The 15723-nt window shown below is 58.8% G+C and carries 9 protein-coding genes; all 9 read right to left on the bottom strand.

What is annotated here, in order from left to right:
* Positions 1 to 751: AAA family ATPase (locus JMF85_RS13475; protein ID WP_201318370.1), on the bottom strand; the 751-nt coding region annotated here is incomplete at its 3' end.
* 36 nt (positions 752 to 787) lie between these two features.
* The gene (locus JMF85_RS13470; RefSeq protein WP_127606870.1) at positions 788 to 1969 is read right to left on the bottom strand and encodes an exonuclease SbcCD subunit D; all 1182 of its coding nucleotides are present in this window, start codon (positions 1967 to 1969) and stop codon (positions 788 to 790) included.
* 52 nt (positions 1970 to 2021) lie between these two features.
* Complete coding sequence (locus tag JMF85_RS13465) at positions 2022 to 4796, bottom strand: 3'-5' exonuclease (RefSeq protein ID WP_397375991.1); 2775 nt, start codon at positions 4794 to 4796, stop codon at positions 2022 to 2024.
* 149 nt (positions 4797 to 4945) lie between these two features.
* Positions 4946 to 6766: a reverse transcriptase domain-containing protein gene (locus JMF85_RS13460; protein WP_201318369.1), complete on the bottom strand. Its 1821-nt coding sequence runs from the start codon at positions 6764 to 6766 to the stop codon at positions 4946 to 4948.
* Positions 6767 to 7349: 583 nt separating this feature from the next.
* Positions 7350 to 8699: a UvrD-helicase domain-containing protein gene (locus tag JMF85_RS13455; RefSeq protein ID WP_308645023.1), complete on the bottom strand. Its 1350-nt coding sequence runs from the start codon at positions 8697 to 8699 to the stop codon at positions 7350 to 7352.
* The gene (addB, locus tag JMF85_RS13450) at positions 8696 to 12379 is read right to left on the bottom strand and encodes a helicase-exonuclease AddAB subunit AddB (protein WP_141336549.1); all 3684 of its coding nucleotides are present in this window, start codon (positions 12377 to 12379) and stop codon (positions 8696 to 8698) included. Before addB ends, JMF85_RS13455 begins: the two co-directional genes overlap by 4 nt.
* A 320-nt stretch (positions 12380 to 12699) precedes the next feature.
* Entirely contained in the window at positions 12700 to 13287 is a 588-nt protein-coding gene (locus JMF85_RS13445) for a nitroreductase family protein (RefSeq protein ID WP_127606877.1), read from the bottom strand.
* A 35-nt stretch (positions 13288 to 13322) separates the two neighbouring features.
* Positions 13323 to 14609 (bottom strand): class I SAM-dependent rRNA methyltransferase, encoded by a 1287-nt coding sequence (locus JMF85_RS13440; RefSeq protein WP_236595851.1) that lies wholly within the window; start codon positions 14607 to 14609, stop codon positions 13323 to 13325.
* A 430-nt stretch (positions 14610 to 15039) separates the two neighbouring features.
* Entirely contained in the window at positions 15040 to 15723 is a 684-nt protein-coding gene (gene deoC / locus JMF85_RS13435) for a deoxyribose-phosphate aldolase (protein ID WP_054798011.1), read from the bottom strand.

Raw genomic sequence — 15723 nt, 5'->3', positions numbered from 1 at the left:
CGGCGCGCTGCTCGGCGGCGCGGAGCTCGCAGGCGGCGAGCCGCTCGCGTACGCGCGCGCACGCCTCGCGGGCCTCGGCCAGCCGCGTCTCGGCCAGCGCGAGCGCTTCCGCCGAAGCGTCGCCAAGCCCTTGCTGCTCCGCCTGCAGCTCCTTGACGGCCGCATCGGCCGCCTTATAGCGGCTGGCCGTTTTCGCGCTCAAACGATCGCCGTACGGCTCCAAGTGAAACAGCCGCTGCAGCATCGCCCGCCGGTCTTTGCCCGCAAGCGTCAAAAACTCCGCAAACTTCCCCTGCGGCAGCACAACCGCGCGGGTGAAATCGGCCATCGACAAGCCAAGCAGCTCTTGGACATGCTGATTGACTTCGCCGGCCTTGTCTGCGAGAACGATCGTCTCTCCCTGTTCGTAGCGAATCAAGCGGCAAAGGCTGCCGAGCATCGACAGCTCGCCATTCCGTTTAAACTGGCGGTCTACCCGATACCGCTCGCTTCCTCCAGCCGCGGCCAGCTCGAAAGTAAACGATACGGAAAGCGTGTCCTCGGCCTGGTTCATAACCGCTTGCGTGCCGCCCGGCGCACGTTCCACCTTGCCGTACAGCGCCAGCGTAATCGCGTCCAGCAGCGTCGATTTGCCGCTGCCCGTCGGGCCGAAAATACCAAACACGCCCGCCCCGGTCAAAGCCCCGAAATCAATTTCCTGCACTTCGCGGTAGCTTTGCAATCCGCCAATTTGCAGCAATATCGGACGCATCGTACGCGCCTCCCTTCTGCCAATCTATGGTAAGCGTTAAGCCGATTCTTCTTCCTCCTGCTCATCCGACAGCAGCTCCAGAAACAGCCGGGTCAGCTCGGGCTCGGGCAACGCGCCGCCGGTCTGCCGTTCGTAGAAACGGCGGAACAGCTCATCCATCGGCAGCTTCGAAGTCGCCCGGTAGGCTTCGCTCTCCGCTTCCAGCTCCGGATAAACCGGCCGGATATGAATCAAGCCTTCCCGCGTCTGCCGCAGCCGATGGATTTGCTCGAGCGAGATCGTCTCCTGCAAATGCAGCTCCAGATCGATCCAGGCTGTCGCGTCCTTCGCTTCATCGAGCCAGCGGTACACTTCCGCCAAGCCGCCCTTCGCCTTCCACTCCACCAACGGGCGGCCGCATGAGAGGAACACCTCCTCCAGCACCGGCTCGCCGCCCGGCTTCAAGTCGACAATCGTCACCGACTTCGCTTGTCCCGCTTCAGAGAAGCTGTATGCCAGCGGAGAACCGCTGTACCGGATAACCGTATCGCCGCTCAGCTGCTGCTGCGGACGATGCAAATGCCCGAGCGCCGCATAACGGGCGCCGACCGCCAACGCCGACGCATCCACCGTATAAGCGCCGCCGACCTGGATCGGCCGCTCCGATTCCGTTTCTTTGCCCCCGAGCACATACAAATGGCTCATCAGCAAATTGACCGTTTGCGGACCGAAATGTTTCGCCTGTTCCATCGCGATGTGGCGCACGCGATCCGAATAAGCCGCACGCAGCACCGCCTCGTCGGCTTCATCGGTCAGCAGTTCCCGGAGCCGCGATTCGGAAGGATACGGCAGCGCGAACAAAACCGCCGTCTCCCCCGTTCGGGCGATCGGCACGCGATGCACCCTGGGCTCAGGCAGCCCGATCAGCGTAACGCCAAGCTTCCCGGCGAGCGGCGCGGCTGCGGTCAGCCGGTCCGGGTGATCGTGGTTGCCCGCGATGGCAAACACCGGTCGGCTGCCTTGATCGGACAGTCGCGCCAGCGCCTCGTAAAACAACTGCTCCGCCGCCGCCGGCGGATTGACCGAGTCGTAGACGTCCCCGGCCAGCAGGACGAGATCGATCTGCTGATCGCGAACGATCGCCGCGAGCTCGTCGACAAACGCCTCCTGCTCGGACAGCCGGCTGCGGCCCTCCAGCGTTCGCCCGAAATGCCAGTCGGCCGTATGCAAAATCCGCATGGGATTCATTCCTCCTTCGCGTTTCTAGTATCCGGGCATTCGCCCCTGAGGGCTAAAGCTCCACGATATGCGCGCCGTCGAACAAAAAGATGAACGTACCGTGCACCGGTTTTTTCCAAATCGACTGAACCGCTCTCGCGTACAATTGAAGCTGCAGCCGATATTTCTCCGCGATGCTGGCCGGAGAGGCTCCTTTTAAACGGTCCGTCTTATAATCGAGCAGCACGTAACCGTCGCCTTCGTCGATCAAGCAATCGATGACGCCCTGCAGCATGACCGTCTCCTCGGCAAGTCCGGCTTCGTCTCCCTGATATACATCCCTGGCGGGCAGGCCGAAGCTGAACGGCACCTCGCGGTATACGCGCTGCGCGGACAGCAGGCGACCGCCGAGCTCGCTTTGAAAGAACGAAGCGATCACCTGCGGGTCGACGAGCTCGCGCTGCGACTCCGTCAATAGTTCCCTGCGCACCAGATCCGCGAGCGTTTCGCGGATATCCGCTTCCTGCGGAAGACGGCCGAGCGGCATATGCTGCATAACCGCGTGGAACACCGATCCGCGCTCGGCGGCATTCAGCTCCCGCTGCTCCAGGAAGCGCGGCCGCCTCACGATGAGAGGCCGGTAAGCCGAAGCCCGCCGGCCCGAAGCGCCGGCTGCCGGCCATTCACTCGTTGTGCCGGATTCGCTCTGTGGAGCGGATGCATGCAACGAGCGTGCCGCCTTCGCCGTTCCGCCGAACAAAGCCTCGCCGAACTCGTCCCAGCGTACCGTCGCAGCAGCCCCGTCTTCCGCCAGCAGATCGAGCAGCTTGTCGTGCTCGGAAAGCCGCTTCAGCTCCGTCACCGACGTTTTGGAGAACACCTGCGTCGCGTCCGGATGCGCATAGCGCCACGATAACCGTCGCCATACTTCGCGCTCCCAGCGTTCCGTATCGTCCACCGGCTCCAGCCGGGCAAGCGACGCCCAACGGGGATCCGAGCTCGCCGCTTCCGTCCCCGCCGCCGCCTGAACCGTTCCGGCGAACCGCTCCTGGCTTAAAATTTCGATTCGCCAACGCGAGGGCTCGCGCATCACGATCGCATGCGGCGATTCGTCGATTCCTACCGCTTGCCGCATCAGCTCTCCGTCCGGATGACGCATCAGAGCCGGTCCGATCCAATCCAAATAACAGCGGGCCGAGGCCAGCGTATCGTCGGGCAGCGGCAGCACATCGCGGCCGACGTAACGTCCCCAGGTTCCGAGCAGCTTCTCCAAACCGCGCACGCTTCCCAGCAAAATCAGCTTCTCTTTCGCCCGGGTCAACGCGACATACAAGACCCGCATTTCTTCGGCGAGCGATTCCATCCTGATTTTTTGCTTGATTGCAAGCCACGGCAGCGTCGGATAGCTGACACGCGTATCCGTCTCCGTCAACTTCGGGCCGAAGCCGAGCTCCTTGTGCAGCAGGAATGCATCGGTCAGCTCGCGGCGGTTGAACGCCTTGGCGCAGCCGGCGACGAACACGACCGGGAATTCCAGACCCTTGCTCTTATGAATCGTCATAATCCGCACGACATCTTCCTGTTCCCCAAGCGCGCGGGCCGTTCCCAGGTCCCCTCCGCTCTCCTGCATCCGGTCCACAAACCGCAAAAACCGGAACAAGCCGCGAAGGCTCGTCGCTTCGTATTGCTTGGCCCGGTCGTACAGCGCCCGCAAATTCGCCTGGCGCTGTTCCCCGCCGGGCAGCCCTCCGACGAAGTCGAAATAACCGGTTTCCCGATAAATATCCCAGACCAAATCGGCAAGCGGCCCTTGCAGCGACTGCAGCCGCCACGTCTTCAACGCCTCGTGGAACCGCTGAAGCTTGTGCCGCAACGCCGGACGCGGTACGAACATGTCGTTGGAGGCTTGCGCAAGACTTTGCTCGCTTTCCGAGCCGCAGCCAGCCAAGTCCGCTTCGCTCGTTCCGGCTGCACTCTGATCGCCGCTCCCGCTTCCATTCGCCGCAAGCCAATCCCCCGAACCGCTTGCGGCTTGACGAGCCTGCCCAGATTCATGCGCGCCGCTTGCGGATTCCCGGCCGATGTAAGCGCGAACCGCATCGAAGAACGGTCCGTGGCGCCGTCCGATCCGAATATGCGCGAGCTCCTCTTCGTCCAAGCCGACGAGCGGCGACCGGAGCACTCCGGCAAGCGGGATATCCTGATACGGGTTGTCGATGATCCGAAGCAGCGACAGCACAACCTGCACTTCCGTCGCCGAAAAATAACCGGTGTTCAGCTCCGCATAAGCCGGAATCCCCCGCAGGCGCAGCTCCTCGATCAGCACCGGCGCCCACTGCTGGGTCGCCCGCAGCAGCACGACGATGTCACGGAACGCAATGTCGCGCATCGCTTTCGCACCTTTGTCATAGACCTGGTACTTGCTTCCGCCGTCCGCTCCCATCATCGAAAGAATGCGCTCTGCGATGTACCGCCCTTCCAGTTGGGCCGTCTCGAGTTCTTTCGCTTCCGACATCGGGTCGCTTCCGCCGCCTTCGGGTTCCTGCCCTTCCGCATCCGCGTCCGGCGAAGCGCCTGCGCCCGGCTCCTCACGGGAATCCGCAGACCTGTCGATCAATATCAGCTCGGCCGCACGGTCGCCCCCGTCCTCCGGATAGGACGCGCCGCAGACGAGCTCCGCTCTGGCGTCGTAGTCGATCTCGCCGACGCTCTCGTTCATCACCTGACGGAAAATATAATTCGTCCCGTCGACCACCTCGCGCCGGCTGCGGAAGTTACGCGCTAAATCGATGCGCTGCCCCGGCTCGCTGCCGTCCGCCCGATAGCTTTTATACTTCTCCTGAAACAATCCCGGCTCTGCCAGCCGAAAGCGGTAGTAGGGTAAGAACCCCGCGCCTTGTCACATTGCTGTGACAGGTTTCGAAGAACTCCCCTCAGAACCGTACGTACCCGTCTCCGGGTATACGGCTCGCCACTTGTCATCTCGACCCTAGATTCCTAGTAACCCTGATGGATATTATGATGACATTCCGGACAAACGATAAGCATGATCCGGTTCTTGCCGATCCTCATTCGTTCCCGTATCTCTTTGCCCCCGAGGTTAATGGGTTTATTCATGTGATGTACTTCGTAGTCAAGCCTGAAGTCGTTTGTACCGCAGAGCTCGCACTGACCGGCACGCAGCCGATCGAGTAAGCTCGCAGCATTGTTGAAGAAAGGCATTAGACGGGGATGAAGGTCCGGGTCAGACAACGTATAGGGAGCCTTGGCCCTTGAAAATCCGTCCTTATAGAAAAAGAGAGTCTTGGTTAGACCTGTTTTCGTTTCGTAAGGAATGCCCCAATTCTTATCAACAGCGAACTTCCGCTTTATTTTAGCGATACTGGACTTATGCTTGTTGGCAAGGGTCGCCAAACAGCTGTATTCCATAACATACCGCAATTGCCGCATGTACGTGCTCACATTCATAGCCATTTTGTAAAAATTGTATAAACCTCGAAGGCGTGCGTTGTATAACGCAACAATTTCGATATCGGGAAGATGGATGATGGACGGAATGTGGAGCATCCGCCATGGCTTGGCATCAATGTCTTTAACCATCTTGTGTTTGATGATGAAGTTCCTGACGATATCATCCGGCATATAGAGTTCGACACGATCCTGCCCCTCTCTCTTTCTGGCGCCGGTTTGATCTTTATTGAAATTCCAGTCGCTTTTGACCTTCATGATGTGCCCAAGGAATTTAGTCCCTGCTTCAGCATGAGTGATGAGCGTCTTTTCTTCCGACCCTTCAATCTCCAATTCCCGAAGCATGAAATCCTTGACATCCTGTTTAATCTTTTCACTGTGCTCTTTACTGCCCCAGACCGCGATGACAAATTCGCCGGCGTATCGAATGCACTTGATACGCTTGAACTCCGATTCATCCGATGCGTCATATGGAAGATTATTCCTTACAGCGGATTGCTCTTTAAAAAATTCAGTCACGGTCTCGCGAGTGCTTGCGTCGTCAGCAGCTTCCAGCTTCCGCTTAGCCCGAACAACCCGCATTTCCAGTTTCTTGTATTCGGTAGAAACTTTCTTCATTTTCGGAGAACCCGTGTCGAACTTTTCCTTATAAGAGATAAACCACTTGTCCAAGCAGTCCAGATAGATGTTGGCAAGAACAGGGCTTACAAGGCCGCCTTGAGGGGTGCCGCTGTAAGTACCGTTGTACTTCCAATCTTCCAAATAACCAGCTCTAAGCAATTTCCATATGAGTCGGATGAACTTGGCGTCTTTTATTTTCTTTTCAAGGATAGCTATTAGTTTATGATGGGAGAGATGATCCAAATAACCATTAATATCTCCTTTAATGAACCAGGTCGCTCCCTTGAATTGAACTTTGGCTTCGTGGAGGGCCGTGTGACAGCTGCGATTAGGTCTAAAGCCGTAACTGAAATTTGCAAAAGCGGGTTCGTATATCGCCTCAAGGATCATCCTGCATATTTCTTGGATGATTCTGTCCGGGAAGGAAGGATTCCCGAGCGGTCGTTTTTGACCGTTTTTCTTAGGGATACCCGTTCTCCGAACCCGTTTAGGCTGATACGATTCGTTTTTCATCGACTCAACTAAAGCGTTGACTTTCTCCAAGCTGAACTTGTCAGCGGTCACACCATCGATCTCCCGTGTTCCACTGCCGTCATTCACATATAAATTGTTATAGGCCAGGAAGTAAAAGTCTGTGTTGTAGAAAAGTCGATATACCCTATCAAATCTATAGTCAGGTTTCTCACTGGATATCTTGGTCAATAGGTATAAAGTTTCGCTAGAATTCACGGAGCCTTGCGCTCCTTTCCGCAAATTTTATACCGACAAGCTGTCTCCCTTCGCCATGTGACAGGCTTTCCCTATCTCGAACTACTACGGAGACTCCGTTACCTTATGAGATATTCAATCCCTTCGGATATAGCCATATCGGGCATTCTCACTTAGGTAATCCCCATTTAGTCACATCAGTCCAAGCGCGATAAGTTGTCGGATGGTCCTTTCGTCCTTTCCACCTGTCCAGGTGTGCGTCAGCACTTGAGAAGCTTGGGTATCATCTCATATTATAGCATTTATCCGATATGAGATGTCTGACAGCGTTCCATCTATCCACTGTCAGCGTGCTGATAACAGGTAGCAGCTAACTTTCCTGTCTGGCAAGCATGGGCCCGCTGAGACTAGACTTTAAGCAGTTTAGCTTTCATCCTTGTACTTATCTTTATGCCTCGCCGTTCAGTCGTGGTGCGTTAGCTCACCAACTTACGACTTTCCCAACATGCTGCACTCCCCGCCAGGTTTCCCCTTTGGATAAGTTGGGCGGCATGACTTCGATACCCTGGAAGCCCCTCCGCTTAATGAGGAAAACTGATGCGCCTTATGGGCGCACAATGCTCTGCTTCACATCGCCGACCATAAACCGGTTGCCGGGCCGTTCCCGCGAGATCAAAGCGACGATCGCTTCCTGCACCCGATTCGTGTCCTGGTATTCGTCAAGCAGCACTTCTTCGAATTGTTCGCGGTATTCCAGCGCCGCAGCGGATGGAACCGGATGGTCCGGGGTTGCCCCCTCCTCACTTAGAATGCGGAGGCAGTAATGCTCCAGATCGGCAAAGTCAACCAGCCCTTTATCCAGTTTGGCCGCTTGATACCGCTCTCCGAACGTCACGACCAGCTCGGCCAGCGCGCTCATTAAAGGCGCCATTCGCTTCAACTCTTCGTCGTATTGCTCCAAGCTGCGCGAGAACCATTCCTCCCTGAGGGTCGCCAGCTTGTCTTTCGCCGCATTGCGAAGCTCCTTGACGCGTTCCTGCAGCTCTTTATCGTAATGATCGCCCTTGCACGGCTTCAGCTTGCCGAATCCCGCGCCCTGTACAGCGTGATACAAATGCTCCCATCCGTGTCCTTCCGATAGCTCCAGCAAATACTCGATAACCGTCAGGTCGTCGTCCAGATTGGCCAAATACGGCTCGGGGCCGCCCGGCGTCCGGGACAGCCGGATCGCTTCCCGGAGCAGCCCGATTGCGCCCTGCAGCTCTATCCGTACCGCAGCCCGGAGGCTGGACAGCCACGGATGATCATCTTCTAAGCGCCGTTCCCCGAACATGCGTACGCATTCGTTCAGCCAATGCTCCGGCCAAGGATGGCTGCGCGAATCGTCGTACAACCGCTGCACAAGGCGAAACAACCCTTCGTCGTTCTTATCGCCGCTGAACGAGTCGGCCAAAGTCCAGAACGGATCGCCTTCCGCCGCTTCGCCGTACCGTTCTTCCAGCAGCTCCTCCAGCTGCTCTTGACGCAGCAGCGCGCTTTCCGTCTCATTGGCGATACGAAAGCCCGGATCAAGTCCGATACGCTGGTAATGCTTCTGAATCACTTCCATACAAAAGGAATGAAGGGTCGTAATAAACGCGCGCGGAATCAGCGCCAGCTGCCGCCGCAAATGCTCCGATTCCGGATCGGCGGTCAATGCCTTCTCAAGCGCCTCACTGATCCGGTGACGCATCTCGGCAGCGGCCGCCTTCGTGAACGTCGCGACCAATAAACGGTCAACGTCGATTGGCGAGTTCGGATCGGCTATGCGCCGGATGATGCGCTCGACCAAGACCGCCGTCTTGCCCGATCCGGCCGCCGCCGCCACCAGGACGGAACGACCGCGAGTCGCTACAGCGCTCCACTGATCGTCCGTCCACGTGCTATCCTCTGGTCTGGGTATGCTCATCTTCATCGTTCATTCCCTCCTTCTTCGGATTCCGCCGACTCCTCTTCAGGCTCCTGTCCGATTTCCAGCGCCGCAAGCGGGCTCGTGCGTGCGGCCGCAGGGCGGAACGTCCGCGCCTTCTCTCCGCCCGCAGGAGTCTGCGCTTTGCGCTCCATCAGCTCCAGCGCCGTCTCTTTGCCGAGCGCAGGCAGCTGCTTGAACGCATTGCCGGCAAGCTGCGGATCGAACTGGCATACCGGCTTGTACGAGCAGCCTTGACAGGCTGTCGCCGTACCGATACGGAACGGCTCGATCCCGATATGACCGTCGGTCATCGAGGTGCCGATATCGCGAATGGTCCTTCGGACATGCTTGCGCACCGTATTCCATTCCGCCTCCGTTGCGACCGAGGACGTCTTGTAAAAGCCGCCGTCCGCCTTCAACGCAACCGGAAGCAGCTCCGAGTAACCGCTGGAGCCGATCAAACCGCTATCCATCAAGCGAATCGTGTCTGGATCGGCAGTGAGCAGACCTTTCATTTTAAACCGTTTCTTCATTTCTTTCTCGATTTGCTCGGCGCTGATCGCATTCTTGACGTTCAGCAGCGGATTGTGCACGTGGAAGTACAGGACCCCCGCAGGCTGAGCTTCCGTACCGAGCCAAAGCGGGGCATGGGTCAGAATGACGTCCAAATACGTCATCATTTGCAGCGATAGTCCATAGTACACTTCGCCGAGCTGCAGCGCCTTGGAGCTCGACTTGTAATCGATGACCCGCAGCAGCGTGCCGCGCTCCGTATCGGCCCGGTCGATGCGATCGATCCGGCCTCGCAGGTTCATATGAACGCCGTTCTCCAGCTCGTACTGAAGCGGCGGTATCGACTGGCCTGCGCCGAAGGCGATTTCCAGTCCGACCGGACGGAACTGCCCCCGTTTCGCATGCTCCCCTAACATGAGCGCCGCTCTGGCGATCACCTGCTTCAGCTTGCGGGCGATGTAATGGTACCGCTTCGAGCTGAGCAATATTTCGCCCTGCAGTCTTGGCGTCAGCGCATCGATCACGAGTGCCGCACGGCGTTCGGTTTCGGCCGCCGTCATGCCGCCCCAGTCGACGCCTTCGCGGACGACCTGTTCGGCGAATTGGCTGAGCGCCGCATGGAACAACTGCCCGATATCCGGGGCCTCCAGCCGAAACATCCGCCGTTCCTTCAGCCTTAAGCCGTGAGAAACGAATTGCGAGTAGGGGCATGCGACAAACCGCTCCATCCGGGATACGCTCGTCTCGATCGTGTCCCCGTACAGCTGCCGGCTCGCAGCCGGACTTAGCGGCTGGATCCGGTTCGTATACTGCAGCGCCTCCATCATTCTCGCCAATCTGCCGCTATATTCAGGCTGGCGGGCGAACCAATTGTACACCGACCACCAGACACCGTGGATCGGCGTTCCCCGCATCCATTGCTTCAACTGCACGATCAGAAGGGACAGCGCTTTGTTCGGGTGCGACACGAATTCGAGCTGCTCGCCAGCCGTCGTTTGCGCAGCCGGTTCGTTCAGCAGGAGCCTTTCCGGAACGTCCGGAAACAACCGTTTGATCTGACGGATCACATCGGACGGAAGCAGCGACTTGCCTTCCTCGTCAGCCAGCGGATAGCTGAGCCACAACCCGACGCTGGGCGTACACAGCGCGTTATAAATCAAGAACGATTCGTCGAGCAGCCTTCTCCGGCTGTCCTCCGCAAGCTGAAGACCGGCTTCCGCCAGCCGCAGCCGCTCGGCCTCCGTCAGTACGCCGCTTTCGACGATTTTGGACGGCATGACCCCTTCGTTGACGCCCAGCACGAACAGATGCTTGACGCCGTCAGACCGGGTGCGGTCCATACTGCCGATCAGCACCTGATCCAGCGTCGGCGGGACAAGCCCGAGCTTGATGCTTTCCAGGCCGGTTTCGACGAGCTTGGCAAACTGCTCCAGCGACGTCTCTTCGTCGCCCGTCAGCTCGACGAGCTGATCGAACATATCGATCACGCGATCCCACACTTGCGCGTGCTCTCTCGCCTTCTCGGGCTTGCCCGACCGAAGCGCCGCTTGTCCCCAAGCTTCGAGACGCTCGGGCACTCGCAGCCCTTCAAGCAGCTCGTACAACGCCTCTACGCGGTCGCGCACCGCCTTCCGCTCGCGCAGACGGTCCTGCAGCCGGCCGAGAGGGTCAGCCACAAGCCTCCTGCAGCGGTTGATTTGGCGTAAAAAAGCCGTATCCGCCTCGCGCCGGCCTTCCTCCTGCTCCAGCGAAGCCTCATAAACGTACGTCCAGTCCGCGTTCACCCGCCACTTCGAGCCTTGAATCCCGAAAGCCAGCACGTAGTTTTCCAGCTGATCGAACGCATAGCGGCCGACTTGGAGCTGCGGCGCCTCGCCCTCCCCGCCGCCGGTATTCGGCAGCGGTGTCAAGAACCCCGTCTTCACACAGCGGAACACCGCATCATATTTCCAATGAAGCCGGGCAACTTCCAGCGCGGAACGGATGAATTCAACAAGCGGATGATGCAGCACCGACCGCTTCTGGTCGAAAAACAAAGGGATGCCGAAGTCCGCAAACGTTCCGGCGATCAAATCGCCGTAAGCCTCGATGTTGCGTACGGAGACGGCGATGTCGCGCCAGCGCATCCCCTCTTCCCGCACCAGGCTCCGGATGTCCCGCGCCAGTCCCTCCACTTCGGCCCTGCGGTGAACGGCTGCCGTAACACGCAATGCCGCGCCTTCTCGCTCTTCCGGCGACATGCGGTACGCCTGCTTCATCCGGCTGCCCCAGTGCGCCTCCATGTGCGCGAGCATCGGGTTGGCGCGAAACCGGGCCGGCGGCGCCGCCGGCAGCACTTCCGGCTCCCGGACGGCAATCCCCAGCTCGTCAAGCCTGCGCCGCAGCTGAACCATCGTCCGCGCCGTCGGATGGAACAAGTCGAGCTCCTGCAGCTCCTTCCCGTCCCGGTACGGCCGGTTTAAGCTCAGCGTGAGCGTCACATCCTCTGCATGCACGGCAAGCTGCTCGATCACGGCGGCTTCCTGCGGTGTAAAACCGTGAAAACCGTCGATCCAACAAACCGCCTCGCGGATGTAGGACGATTCGCCGATCTGTCTGGCGAGCAGCGTCAGATAATCTTCCCCGTCCAAATAAAGCCGGGACAGCTCCTCCTCAAATTCGGCATACACGCTCTGCAGGTCATGCAGCTTGTCAGCGAGCGATCCTGTCGGCCCGGCTCCCGCCGCAAACCGCTCCCGATAAAAACGGCCGAAATCCGCCGACGTCACGCCATACCTTTTAAATTCGGTAAACAATTGATTGACATGATCCAAATACCCCATTTGGTCCGCAGCCGTATGCAGCCGTTTCAAACGATCCCGTTGTTTATGTAAAATGCGGTGAAGCAGCAGCTTCTTGCCCGTTTCGTCAATCGGCAGCCGCGCCGTACCGCCCACTTCCTGCATCACGCGCCAGGCCAGACGCCGGAAGCTGAGCACCTGCGCCCGAAGCGTCCCGCCAAGCTCCGGCACCGAGATCAAAGCGTACTCCGCCTGGAACGTCGCCTGCTCCGGCACGAGCCAGATGAGCGGAGGCCCCTGCGGCTCCGCCTTCAGTCTCTGTTTAATTTCGTTCAGGCACAGCGTTGTCTTGCCGCTGCCCGCACGCCCAAGCACGAATCGAAACGCCATGTTAGCTCCTCCTCTTCCCACACCGCACCTTGTCCTTAACTCTACTATTCTACCAAAGAAACCGTAGTTCAGGTAAAAGGTAGGTTCTGGTACATTATATCATATATTGAGAAATAAGAACACACGTTCCTGACGTAAACCGGGCAACGCACGCCGCCTCCCGGTTTGGGATTTCCACCCTCCTGCCGCTGCTCTTCGCGCGAACGCATTGCTTTCCTCTCCCCTTTTCGGATAACGCCTTCGCTGGGCGTATACGAAGAACAGCCTGACGCACGGATTGCATCAGGCTGTTCGAAATAAATCGGAACGGTGAACATGACTTAGGTCAGATGTTCGGTAATCCACCGCGTCTTATCGGCGACCGGACGGCGCTTTCCTTCCGGCTGCGGCATAGCCGGCTGCCCGACGTACAACAGCCCGACGAGCGCTTCGTCGCCGGTTAAGCCGAACGCTTGCTGCATGCGCGGATGATACATCGGCTCGCCCGAGCGCCAGATCGCCCCGAGCCCGAGCGCATGCGCGGCAAGCAGCATATTTTGCACGGCCGCGTGGGCGGCTGCGAATTCCTCGATGCGGCTGACGCCCTTCTCCGCCGAAGGCGAAACGGCGACCGCAATCACCACCGGCGACCGAAACGCTTTAGCCGCATGCTTCGCGCGGAACGCTTCCCTTTCTTCCGGCGCCAACTTGGCCGGACTTTGCGTTTGCTCCGCAATGTCGGCGTAGGCTTCGCCCAGAATGTGCCGTCCATTCCCCGTCAGCACAAAGAAGCGCCAAGGCTCCGTCGCATGATGGCTGGGCGCCCAATTGCCCGCTTCCAACAGCTGCTCGATCTGTTCGCGGGGCACCGCTATGTCTTTCACACGACCGATCGTGCGCCTTTCGCGAATCGCTTTAAACACATCCATGTCTTCCACTCCTCCCCATTGTGCGTGATCGCTGCCTATACTCTCGTCGTAACCTCAAATATGGCAAACTTCAAATAATGTCCTTCATCCACGCCCAGAATGCGCGGATGATCCTTGCCCGCCGCCCGAAAATCGACAAGGCGCAGCGTCTTGCCCGCGTCGCGGGCCGCCGCATGAATCGTCTCCAGGAACAAATCCGGCTTCATGTGATAGGAGCAGCTCGCCGTAACCAAATATCCGCCCTCGTTCACCAGCTTCATCCCGTGCAGGTTGATGTCTTTATAGCCTCGGCATGCGCCTTCCACCGCGCTCCGCGATTTGGCGAACGCCGGAGGGTCCAGAATGACGACGTCCCACGTCCGCCCCTTAGCCTCCAGCTTAACCGACGTATCGACTTTGCGGCGGTCGGCCTGCCCCCGTTCCTGACGCTGCTCGATCCCGCGCACTTGCTCGCGCAAATAATCGAACGCATCGGCCACTACGAACTCCACACGATCACCGAATCCGTTCAACTCCACATTGCGCCGCGCAGTCTCTACCGCGTGCTCGGAGATGTCGAGGCAGGTTACCTTCTTCGCTCCGTATTGGCAAGCGTTAAGAGTAAAGCTGCCCGTATGAGAGAAGCATTCGAGAACGGTCGCTCCGTCCCAATAGGGGAACGTTACTTCCTGCCCGCTTTTATTGACCGGCACCCGTCTGAGCGTGCCGTCGTCGGTCAGCTTGTCGACGGTCTGAATGCCGCTGCGTTTGCCCCAGCCGAGCATCAACGGCGCGATGGCCGCCCGGTTTTCCCGCTGATCGAAGAAATAGCCCGTCTTTTGCCCCTCGACGATATCCACCTCCAGCAGCAGCCCGTTCTCGCGAATCGCAATATGCCGCGGGCACTCGCCGTACAGTACGCCTTTGCGCTGTTCCAAGCCCTCAAGCTCGCGGACGGAGACGTCGCTTCGCTCGTAAATCCCCGCCGGCTGCATCACCTCTACAAGCGCGGACACAATCGCCTCCCGCGCGGTCTCCATGCCAAGCGTCAGCAGCTGCACCACAAGGACGTCCTCGAACTTGTCTACGATCAGCCCGGGCATAAAGTCCGCTTCGCCGTAGACGAGCCGGTACGACCTGGCCTCCGGCAAAAAGCGCTCGCGGTGTGCTTTCGCATGCCGCAAGCGATCCGCGAACCAATCATGCGTCAGCTCGGCGAGCGGCTCGTAAGAGACGATCCGGACCGTCAGCTGTGACGCAGGATTATAATAACCGGTAGCGAGATATTGACCGTCATGCCGGTGCACGGCGACAAGACGGCCCGGCTCCGTTTCGCCCTCCACCCGTTCGATTTCCGTGCGGTATACCCAAGGGTGGCCTTCTTCCAGCCGTTTTTTCCGTTTTTATGTAAATAAACGATCGCCATCATGCTTCCCCATCCTTTACTCTGTGTACCCGACTGCGGCCAATAATCGCGACAAATAGCGGAGCTTTGGTACGCCATTGGACCTTTTGGACGCCCTATCAAAGAAATAGCGGAACTGCAGTGTCTTATTTGCTCCTATTTCGTTTGAAAAGGGAGATTCGCCGCAAATAAGCCATCCTGGTTCCGCTATTGATGAAGTGCAGGCGTAAGATGCCCCAAATCAAGCATCCGAGTTCCGCTATTCCATGATGAGCGCTCAGAGGGAGCACCAACCGTCCGGCGCGAACGCATGCTGCCGGTGCAATCGGCGCACCCCGGCCGCCGAGAGCCGCGATAGCCCCGCCCGCCTAGTAGGACGACGCGCCGGTGCTGCCCTGCATCAAAGCGACGCCGGAGCTCGTGCCGAGCCGCGTCGCGCCGGCTTCAATCATGCGCACCGCGGTCTCGAGATCGCGAATGCCGCCGGACGCTTTCACGCCGATGGAATCCGGAACGGACGAACGCATCAGGGCAATGTCTTCCACCGTCGCGCCGCCCTGGCCGAAGCCTGTCGACGTCTTGACGTAATGGGCGCCTGCTTCGACAGACAGCTGGCAGGCCGTTTTCTTTTGCTCCTCGTTCAAGGCGCCCGTCTCGAAGATCACCTTCACGATCGCTTGGCCTTCCACCGCACGCACGACTGCGCGGATGTCTTCGCGGACTGCGGCGTAATCGCCCTGCTTCAATCGTCCGATCTGCAGCACCATATCGATCTCCGCCGCGCCCTGCTCGGCCGCTTTCGCCGCTTCCAACGCTTTCACGGAGCTTTCCATCGCGCCCAGCGGGAAACCGCAGACGACGCTGATCTTCACCCCGGAGCCCTGCAGGAGCTCGCGGCACAAAGGCACCCAAGTGCCGTTGACGCACACGCTGTAAAAGCGGTATTGACGCGCTTCTTCACAAATTTTACGGATCGCTTGTTCGTCGGCGTCCGCTTTCAGCAGAGTATGATCGATATACCCGGGCAGCTTGCTTACATCAAAGGCCGTCAT

The sequence above is a fragment of the Paenibacillus sp. EPM92 genome (genome assembly GCF_016586185.1).
Classification (GTDB): Bacteria; Bacillota; Bacilli; order Paenibacillales; family NBRC-103111; genus Paenibacillus_G; species Paenibacillus_G validus.
Note: the sequence above shows the minus strand (reverse complement) of the source record. Positions and strands in the feature narration are given on the sequence as shown.

Bases quoted from the DNA above. Each gene is read 5' to 3' on its own strand.
- JMF85_RS13455 (WP_308645023.1), bottom strand. From the start codon at position 8,699: ATGAAGATGAGCATACCCAGACCAGAGGATAGCACGTGGACGGACGAT.
- JMF85_RS13445 (WP_127606877.1), bottom strand. From the start codon at position 13,287: ATGGATGTGTTTAAAGCGATTCGCGAAAGGCGCACGATCGGTCGTGTG.
- addB (WP_141336549.1), bottom strand. From the start codon at position 12,379: ATGGCGTTTCGATTCGTGCTTGGGCGTGCGGGCAGCGGCAAGACAACG.
- deoC (WP_054798011.1), bottom strand. From the start codon at position 15,723: ATGACGGCCTTTGATGTAAGCAAGCTGCCCGGGTATATCGATCATACT.
- JMF85_RS13470 (WP_127606870.1), bottom strand. From the start codon at position 1,969: ATGCGGATTTTGCATACGGCCGACTGGCATTTCGGGCGAACGCTGGAG.